The sequence below is a fragment of the Micromonospora orduensis genome (genome assembly GCF_006228125.1).
GTDB lineage: Bacteria > Actinomycetota > Actinomycetes > Mycobacteriales > Micromonosporaceae > Micromonospora > Micromonospora orduensis.
In genome coordinates this window covers 1-8,307 of record NZ_VDFY01000302.1, presented here as the reverse complement: position 1 = coordinate 8,307, position 8,307 = coordinate 1, and the positions used below count along the sequence as shown (strand labels likewise).

Sequence of the window (8,307 nt, the reverse complement as noted above, 5' to 3'; positions counted from 1 at the left end):
ATTTTGGGTTTGGAGTAGCACGGGCCAGGGTGGCCTGCAAGCGAAGCGTCCCCGGACCGGACCGCGTTGATCAAGAGATTTGCGTCAAAAATCGCGTCTCCCCTGACGCGAACCTCTTGATCACCGGGATGGGGGTGTGCGAAGAGGCCCGCCGGTGGTGTGCCGGCGGGCCTCTTCGGGGCAGGTGGTGCGGGGTTACATGTTGGCGACGTCACCCTGCTTGGCGCGGACGGCCTCGGCGGCGGCGAGGAGGCTGGCGAGCTCGTCGGCGTCCAGGTCGGTCTCGACGATCCGCTTGACGCCCTCGGCGCCGATCTCGGCCTCGACACCCAGGTAGACACCGGAGATGCCGTACTCGCCGTCGACCCAGGCGCAGACCGGCATGACCTCGCCGGAGTCCTCGGCGACGGCCTTCGCCATCCGGGCGGCGGCGGCGGACGGCGCGTAGTACGCCGAACCGGTCTTGAGCAGCGCGACCACCTCGGCGCCACCGTTGCGGGTCTTGACGACCAGCTCCTCGATCTGCTCCGCCGGCATCGCGTCGCGCAGCGGCTTGCCGTTGACCGTGCTCTTCGACGGCACCGGGACCATGGTGTCGCCGTGCGAGCCCAGGGTCAGCGTGCGGACCGACGCCACCGGCACGTTCAGCGCCTCGGCGACGAAGTTGCTGAACCGGGCGGTGTCGAGCATGCCGGCCTGGCCGAGGACCCGGTTCTTCGGGAACTGGGTGGCGAGCTGGGCCAGCGCGGTCATCTCGTCGAGCGGGTTCGAGACGACGATGACGACGGCGCTCGGGGCGTACTTGGCGACGTTCTCGGCGACCTGCCGCACGATCTTGGCGTTGGTCTCCAGCAGGTCCATCCGGCTCATGCCCGGCTTGCGCGGCAGGCCGGCGGTGATCACGACGACGTCGGAGCCCTCGATGGCCTCGTAGCCCTCGCCGTTCGGGCCGGTGGTCACGCCGACGACCTTGGTCTCGAAGCCCTGGATGGCCCGCGACTGGTTGAGGTCGAGGGCGAGGCCCGCGGGCTTGCCCTCGACGATGTCGGTGATGACGACGGTGTCGAATACGTCGTACTCGGCCAGGCGCTGTGCGGTCGTGGAGCCGTAGAAGCCAGCCCCGACGACAGTGACCTTCTTACCCATGGTCGTCCCACTCCCTGATACCAGTCGGTTTTCCGGACCGTATCAGTCATCCTGGCACCCATCAGGCCAGGGGCGGACGGTTACAGCCTGCTGGGCGAAGAAGGACCGTTTCCTCCCGCTCAGCCGCGCTCGGCGCGCTCCACGACGTTGGTGAGCAGCATGGCGCGGGTCATCGGGCCGACGCCGCCGGGCATCGGGACCACCGCGCCGGCCGTCTCGGCGACCTCCGGAGCCACGTCGCCGGTGTAGCGGCCCTTGCCGTCCGGGCCGATCACCCGGGTGATGCCGACGTCCACCACGACCGCGCCCGGGTGGATCATGTCGGCGGTGAGCAGCCCCGGTACGCCGGCCGCGACGATGACGATGTCGGCGGCGCGGGTGTGCGAGGCGAGGTCGAGGGTGCCGGTGTGGCAGAGGGTCACCGTGGCGTTCTCACTGCGCCGGGTGAGCAGCAGGCCGAGCGGGCGGCCGACGGTGTTGCCCCGGCCGACCACCGCGACGGTCGCGCCGCGCAGCGCCACGTCGTGACGGCGGAGCAACTCGACGATGCCGCGCGGGGTGCAGGGCAGCGGGCCGTCGTAGCCGAGGACGAGCCGACCCAGGTTGACCGGGTGCAGGCCGTCGGCGTCCTTGGCCGGGTCGATCAGCTCCAGCACCCGCTGGGTGTCCAGGTGAGCGGGCAGCGGCAGCTGGACGATGTAGCCGTGGCACGCCGGGTCGGCGTTCAGCTCGGCCAGCACGTCGTCGACCTGCTGCTGGGTGGCGTCGGCGGGCAACTCCCGGCGGATCGAGGCGATCCCCACCTCGGCGCAGTCGCGGTGCTTGCCGTTGACGTACGCCTGGCTGCCCGGATCCGCGCCGACCAGGACGGTGCCCAGTCCCGGGGTGATACCGCGTTCCGCGAGTGCCTTCACACGTATCCGCAGCTCGTCCTTGATCTCCGCTGCGGTCGCCTTGCCGTCCAGAACCGTCGCCGTCACGATCTGATCGTCTCACGGGCGTCGCGCGCGGTTCGGGCGACCTCGTTTCGACAGGCCCGCCAGCGCTCCGGTCGCACCGCCGACAGTAACGATGAGTCACGTGTCACTCATCACTCTGCGTGACATTCTGTGGAACTCGTCACCGCCAAACCGGTCCGGTGGATTCAAGTCCGACCGATACCGGACGGTGGGCCAGCGACGGCCGAATCGGGTTCAGGCGGGCACACGACACTCCCCAACGCACGACGAATGCACAGCTTGTAGCCGCATTTTGGGTTTGGAGTAGCACGGGCCAGGGTGGCCTGCAAGCGAAGCGTCCCCGGACCGTTACGCACCCGCAACCCTCTCGTTGTCGAAGGCCACCACCCCGACCTACCGTTACCGCTTGTTGCGCAGCGTAAACCCAGCGTCGGGCTTGACTGCGCAGCGTGAGGAGATGAGGAGGCTCAATGCGAGTTCGTAGACTCGCCGCCTGGACCGCCCTCCCGCTCGCGGTGACGCTGGGCCTCGCGGCCTGCGGCAGCGGCGGAGACGGTGGATCCGGCGGCAGCGACAGTTCGGCGGTCAGCATCCAGATCGGCGAGCCGAAGCACCTGGTTCCCACGAACACCACCGAGACGTCCGGGTCGCAGGTGCTCGCCGGCCTGTTCAGCCCGCTCGTCGACTACGACGCCCAGAACAAGCCGTACGAGGTCGCCGCCGAGTCGATCACCTCGTCGGACAACAAGGTCTGGACGATCAAGCTCAAGGACGGCTTCACCTTCCACAACGGTGAGAAGGTCACGTCCGAGGACTACATCAACGCCTGGAACTACGGCGCGTACGCCCCCAACGGCCAGGACAGCAACTACTTCTTCGAGAAGATCGCTGGCTACACGGACCTCCAGGGCGAGAAGCCGAAGGCCAAGGAGCTGTCCGGTCTGAAGAAGGTCGACGACCTCACCTTCACCGTGACGCTCGCCGAGCCGTACATCGACTTCCGGACGATGCTCGGTTACAACGCGTTCTACCCGATGCCGGATGCCGCGTTCTCCGCTCCGGGCGTGCTCAAGGACTCCTACGAGCAGGCGCCGATCGGACAGGGCCCCTTCAAGATGAAGGGCGCCTGGCAGCACGACAGCAAGATCGACATCGAGCGCTACGACGCGTACCCGGGCGAGAAGCCCAAGGTGCAGAACATCGAGTTCCGGATCTACCAGCAGCTCACCGCCGCGTACGCGGACGTCCTGGCGGACAACCTGGACGTGCTGCCGACGATCCCGACCGAGAGCCTGAGCACCGCGCCGACCGACCTGGGCGACCGGTTCAAGACCAGCCCGATGTCGTCGTTCCAGTTCCTCGCGTTCCCGACGTTCGACAAGGACTACAGCAACCCGGACGTGCGTAAGGCCATCTCGATGGCGATCGACCGTGACGAGATCACCAAGTCGGTCTTCAAGGACTCGCAGCAGCCGGCGCGCTCCTTCGTCTCGCCGGTGCTGCCGGGCTACCGGGACAACACGGCGGGCAAGGCCGGCGAGTTCAACCCGACCGAGGCCAAGAAGCTCTACCAGGCCGCGGGCGGCCCGGCGAAGATCGTCATCTCCTACAACGGCGACGGCGGTCACAAGGACTGGGTCGACGCGACGGTCAACCAGCTCAAGGCCAACCTGGGTGTCGACGCCGTCGGCGTGGCCGAGCCGAAGTTCGCCGACCTGCTGACCAAGGTCGAGAAGAAGACGCCGGTGGGTGCGTTCCGGATGGGTTGGGTCATGGACTACCCGACCATGGAGGACTACCTCGGCCCGCTGTACAGCACCAACGGCTCGTCGAACTACTACGGCTACAGCAACCCGGAGTTCGACAGGCTCGTCAAGGAGGGTTCCGCCGCCAAGACGCAGGACGAGGCGATCGCCAAGTACCAGCAGGCGGAGGACATCCTGGCCAAGGACATGCCGGTGATCCCGCTCCGCTTCGGCGAGAACGTGTTCGGCCACTCGTCCAAGGTCAAGAACGTGGAGATGGACCTGTTCCAGCGGGTCAACCTCGTCAAGATCGAAGCGGCCAGCTGAGCTGACCAACGGTTGCGGGCCACCCGGGCGACGACGCCCGGGTGGCCCGGACCGCGCCACCGCCGCCGGGCGCCGCACGCGCGGGTCCGGCCGGTGGCGCCGGCTCCCCCGGGCCGACGGCACGTCTCCGACATTTCGGGTACGACGAGAGATGCCGTCCTGCGACCCTTTCGCACATTTCCGGAGAGACTGCTAAGCATGTTCCGCTACATCTTGCGGCGCCTACTCCAGATGGTCCTGGCGTTCTTCGGGACCACCCTGATCGTCTACGCGCTGATGTTCGCCGGCCAGGGCGATCCCATCCAGGCCCTCGCGGGCGAACGACCGGTGACGGAGGCCCAGCGGGCCTACCTGACGGAGAAGTACCACCTCGACGCCACAGGCGTCGGTGGCTTCTTCTACCGCTACTTCGACTACGTCAGGAGCCTGCTCCAGGGCGACCTCGGCCAGTCCCTGACCGGCCGGCAGATCGGCGACATCCTCCAGGCCGCCTGGCCGGTCACCCTCAAGCTCGCGCTCATCGCGCTCGCCGTGGCGATCATCTTCGGGGTCACCGCCGGCGTGGTCGCCGGCATCCGCCGGGCCAGCATCTTCGACAACTCGACTCTGGTGCTGACCCTGCTGGTGCTGGGCATCCCGACAATCGTGCTGGCGCCGCTCGCGCAGTACCTCCTGGGCGTCAAGTGGCAGCTCTTCCCGCCCACCGCCGGCTCCCAGCCCACGTTCTACGCGCTGCTGCTGCCCGGCATCGTGCTCGGCTCACTGTCGCTGGCCACCGCACTGCGGCTCACCCGTACCTCGGTGGCGGAGAACCTGCGCGCCGACTACGTCCGGACCGCCCGGTCCAAGGGCCTGGTCAAGCGCCGCATCGTCACCGTCCACGTGCTGCGCAACTCGCTCATCCCGGTGGTCACCTTCCTCGGTGTGGAACTCGGCAACCTGATGAGCGGCGCGATCATCACCGAGGGCGTCTTCAACATCCCCGGCGTGGGCTTCAACCTCTTCCGCGGCATCCGCACCGAGGACGGCCCCCTGGTGGTGGGCATCGTCAGCGTGCTCGTCGTGGTCTACCTGGTCTCGAACCTGGTGGTGGACGTCCTGTACGCCGTACTCGACCCGAGGATCCGCTATGAGTGACTTTGAGACTGTGGCGGCCACCGAGAACCAGGCCGCGCGACGTGGCCCCTCGGGCGAGCCGGGCACGCCGAACCAGATCGGCGCTCCGCAGAAGCCGCGCAGCCTCGCCGGAGACGCCTGGCGCGACCTGCGGCGCAACCCGATCTTTTGGATCTCGTCGGCGCTGGTCGTCATCTTCACGCTGATGGCGCTGGCTCCCGGCATCTTCACCGCCAACAGCCCGAACGACTGCCTGCTCTCCCGGCAGCACGCCGGGCCGTCCGGCGGGGCCATCTTCGGGTACGACTTCCAGGGCTGCGACACGTACTCCCGGGCGGTCTACGGCACGCGGGCCTCGCTGCTGGTCGGCGCGCTCGCGGCGCTGGGCACCGGCGTCATCGCGCTGGTCGTCGGCATGCTGGCCGGGTACTTCGGCCGCTGGGTCGACGCCGTGCTCTCCCGGGTGATCGACGTGGTGCTCGGCATCCCGCTGCTGCTGGCCGCGATCGTGCTGCTCAAGCGGGTGTCCAGCGGCAGCGACAACGCGCGGATCGCCGCGGTGATCTTCGTGCTGGCCATCCTGGGCTGGACCACCGCCGCCCGGGTGGTGCGCTCCTCGGTGATCACCGCCAAGGAGCAGGACTACGTGGCGGCGGCCCGGATGCTCGGCGCCGGCAACGGCCGGATCATGTGGCGGCACATCCTGCCGAACTCGCTGGCCCCGGCCATCGTCGTGCTGACCATCGCGCTCGGCTCGTTCATCGCCGCCGAGGCGACGCTCTCCTTCCTGGGCATCGGCCTGAAGGCCCCGACCATCTCGTGGGGCCAGGACATCGACACCGGTCGTATCCACATGCGGGAGGCGGCGACGCCGCTGATCGTCCCGTCGGCCTTCCTCGCGCTGACCGTGCTGGCGTTCATCATGCTCGGCGACGCGATCCGTGACGCCTTCGACCCGAAGCTGCGGTGATCAACTCATGACCGTCGAACCCACCCCCGCCTCCCCCACCCCTGAGGGCGGCCACCTGCTGGAACTGCGGGATCTGCACGTCGAGTTCCGGACCAACGAGGGCGTCGCCCGGGTCATCAACGGGGTGTCGTATCACCTCGACGCCGGTGAGACCCTCGCGGTGCTCGGCGAATCCGGCTCGGGCAAGTCCGTCACCGCCCAGGCGATCATGGGCATCCTGGACACGCCACCCGCGTTCGTCCGCTCCGGTCAGATCCTCTACCGGGGTCAGGATCTGCTCACCAGCTCCGAGGAGCAGCGCCGGCAGGTCCGCGGCAAGGAGATCGCCATGATCTTCCAGGACGCGCTCTCCGCGCTGAACCCGGTCTTCCCGGTCGGCTGGCAGGTCGGCGAGACGCTGCGCCAGCGCTCCGGCATGTCCCGGGGCGACGCCCGCCGCCGGGCCGTCGAGCTGATGGACCTGGTCAAGATCCCGGGTGCCGCCAAGCGGATCGGCGACTACCCGCACCAGTTCTCCGGCGGCATGCGACAACGCGTCATGATCGCCATGGCGCTGGCGCTGGACCCGAAGGTGCTGATCGCCGACGAGCCCACCACCGCGCTCGACGTCACCGTGCAGGCCCAGATCATGGACCTGCTGGCCGACCTGCGCCGGGACCTCAACATGGCGATGATCCTGATCACCCACGACCTGGGTGTGGTCGCCGGCGTCGCGGACCGGATCGCGGTCATGTACGCGGGTCGGATCGTCGAGCACGCCGACGTCCGCTCGCTCTACAAGGCGCCGGCCCACCCGTACACCAAGGGGTTGTTGGAGTCGATCCCGCGGATGGACGTCCGCGGCCAGGAACTGTCGACGATCAAGGGGTTGCCGCCGAACCTGATGCGCATCCCCTCCGGCTGCCCGTTCCACCCCCGGTGCCCGTACGTGCAGCAGGTCTGCGTGGACGTGGTGCCGCACAACTTGGTCCTCGGCGACGGCCGGACCAGCGCTTGCCACTTCGCGCAGGAGGTTCGTGATGACAGCGCCCGCTAGCTCCACCAAGGTCCGGGGCGAGACCATCCTCTCCGTCGACAACCTGGTGAAGCACTTCCCGATCAGTCAGGGTGTGCTGTTCCAGCGGCAGATCGGCGCCGTCAAGGCCGTCGACGGCGTGAGCTTCGAGCTGCGCCGGGGCGAGACGCTGGGCGTGGTCGGCGAGTCCGGCTGCGGCAAGTCCACCCTCGCCCGGCTGTTGATGCGTCTGGAGACGCCCACCTCCGGACGGGCCACCCTCGAGGGCAGGGACCTGTTCAAGGCCTCCGGGGGCGAGCTGCGCCGGCTGCGCCGCAACATGCAGATGGTCATGCAGGACCCGTACACCTCGCTGAACCCGCGGATGACGGTCGGCGACATCATCGGTGAGCCGTTCGAGATCCACCCCGACGCCGCGCCCAAGGGCAGCAAGGCCAAGCGGGTCCAGGAGTTGCTGGACCTGGTCGGGCTCAACCCGGAGCACATCAACAGGTACCCGCACCAGTTCTCCGGCGGTCAGCGCCAGCGCATCGGCATCGCCCGCGCCCTGGCGCTGCGCCCGGAGATCATCGTCTGCGACGAGCCGGTGTCGGCGCTGGACGTGTCCATCCAGGCCCAGGTGATCAACCTGCTGGAGCAGCTCCAGGACGAGCTCGGGCTGTCGTACATCTTCATCGCGCACGACCTGTCAGTGGTCCGGCACATCGCCGACCGGGTGGCCGTGATGTACCTCGGCCGGATCGTCGAGATCGGCACCGAGGACGAGATCTACGAGCGCGCCACCCACCCGTACACCCAGGCGCTTCTCTCCGCGGTGCCGGTGCCGGACCCGGAGGTACGCGACCAGCGCACCATGATCCGGCTGGTCGGCGACGTGCCCAGCCCGGCCGACCCGCCGAGCGGCTGCCACTTCCGCACCCGCTGCTGGAAGGCCCAGGACATCTGCGCCAAGGAGGATCCTCAGGCGGTGCCGAGAGCGGCAGACCCGCACCCCTCGGCCTGCCACTTCGCCGAACTGCGCCCCGCAGG

General features: G+C 68.5%; 7 protein-coding genes. 5 read left to right on the top strand and 2 right to left on the bottom strand.

Translation table 11 applies throughout. From position 1 onward, the window contains the following. Positions 1-195: 195 nt before the first annotated feature. Both FHG89_RS31730 and FHG89_RS31725 read right to left on the bottom strand, forming a co-directional pair. Positions 196-1,146 (bottom strand): malate dehydrogenase, encoded by a 951-nt coding sequence (locus FHG89_RS31730; RefSeq protein ID WP_139588069.1) that lies wholly within the window; start codon positions 1,144-1,146, stop codon positions 196-198. 119 nt (positions 1,147-1,265) lie between these two features. Then, the gene (locus tag FHG89_RS31725) at positions 1,266-2,126 is read right to left on the bottom strand and encodes a bifunctional methylenetetrahydrofolate dehydrogenase/methenyltetrahydrofolate cyclohydrolase (protein ID WP_139588068.1); all 861 of its coding nucleotides are present in this window, start codon (positions 2,124-2,126) and stop codon (positions 1,266-1,268) included. Between the two features lie 449 nt (positions 2,127-2,575). Between FHG89_RS31725 and FHG89_RS31720 the strand changes: the two genes are divergently transcribed. The 5 genes from FHG89_RS31720 to FHG89_RS31700 form a co-directional block, all read left to right on the top strand. Then, positions 2,576-4,177 (top strand): peptide ABC transporter substrate-binding protein, encoded by a 1,602-nt coding sequence (locus tag FHG89_RS31720; protein WP_139588067.1) that lies wholly within the window; start codon positions 2,576-2,578, stop codon positions 4,175-4,177. A gap of 198 nt (positions 4,178-4,375) precedes the next feature. Next, positions 4,376-5,314, top strand: coding sequence for an ABC transporter permease (locus FHG89_RS31715; RefSeq protein WP_139588066.1), 939 nt, complete (start codon positions 4,376-4,378; stop codon positions 5,312-5,314). After that, positions 5,307-6,263 (top strand): ABC transporter permease, encoded by a 957-nt coding sequence (locus FHG89_RS31710; RefSeq protein WP_139588065.1) that lies wholly within the window; start codon positions 5,307-5,309, stop codon positions 6,261-6,263. The genes FHG89_RS31715 and FHG89_RS31710 overlap by 8 nt, the downstream gene beginning before the upstream one ends. 7 nt (positions 6,264-6,270) lie before the next feature. Further along, positions 6,271-7,299 (top strand): ABC transporter ATP-binding protein, encoded by a 1,029-nt coding sequence (locus FHG89_RS31705; RefSeq protein WP_139588064.1) that lies wholly within the window; start codon positions 6,271-6,273, stop codon positions 7,297-7,299. After that, positions 7,283-8,307: ABC transporter ATP-binding protein (locus tag FHG89_RS31700; RefSeq protein WP_139588063.1), on the top strand; the 1,025-nt coding region annotated here is incomplete at its 3' end. The genes FHG89_RS31705 and FHG89_RS31700, both read left to right, overlap by 17 nt.

Bases quoted from the DNA above. Each gene is read 5' to 3' on its own strand.
- FHG89_RS31715 (WP_139588066.1), top strand. From the start codon at position 4,376: ATGTTCCGCTACATCTTGCGGCGCCTACTCCAGATGGTCCTGGCGTTC.
- FHG89_RS31710 (WP_139588065.1), top strand. From the start codon at position 5,307: ATGAGTGACTTTGAGACTGTGGCGGCCACCGAGAACCAGGCCGCGCGA.
- FHG89_RS31730 (WP_139588069.1), bottom strand. From the start codon at position 1,146: ATGGGTAAGAAGGTCACTGTCGTCGGGGCTGGCTTCTACGGCTCCACG.
- FHG89_RS31705 (WP_139588064.1), top strand. From the start codon at position 6,271: ATGACCGTCGAACCCACCCCCGCCTCCCCCACCCCTGAGGGCGGCCAC.
- FHG89_RS31720 (WP_139588067.1), top strand. From the start codon at position 2,576: ATGCGAGTTCGTAGACTCGCCGCCTGGACCGCCCTCCCGCTCGCGGTG.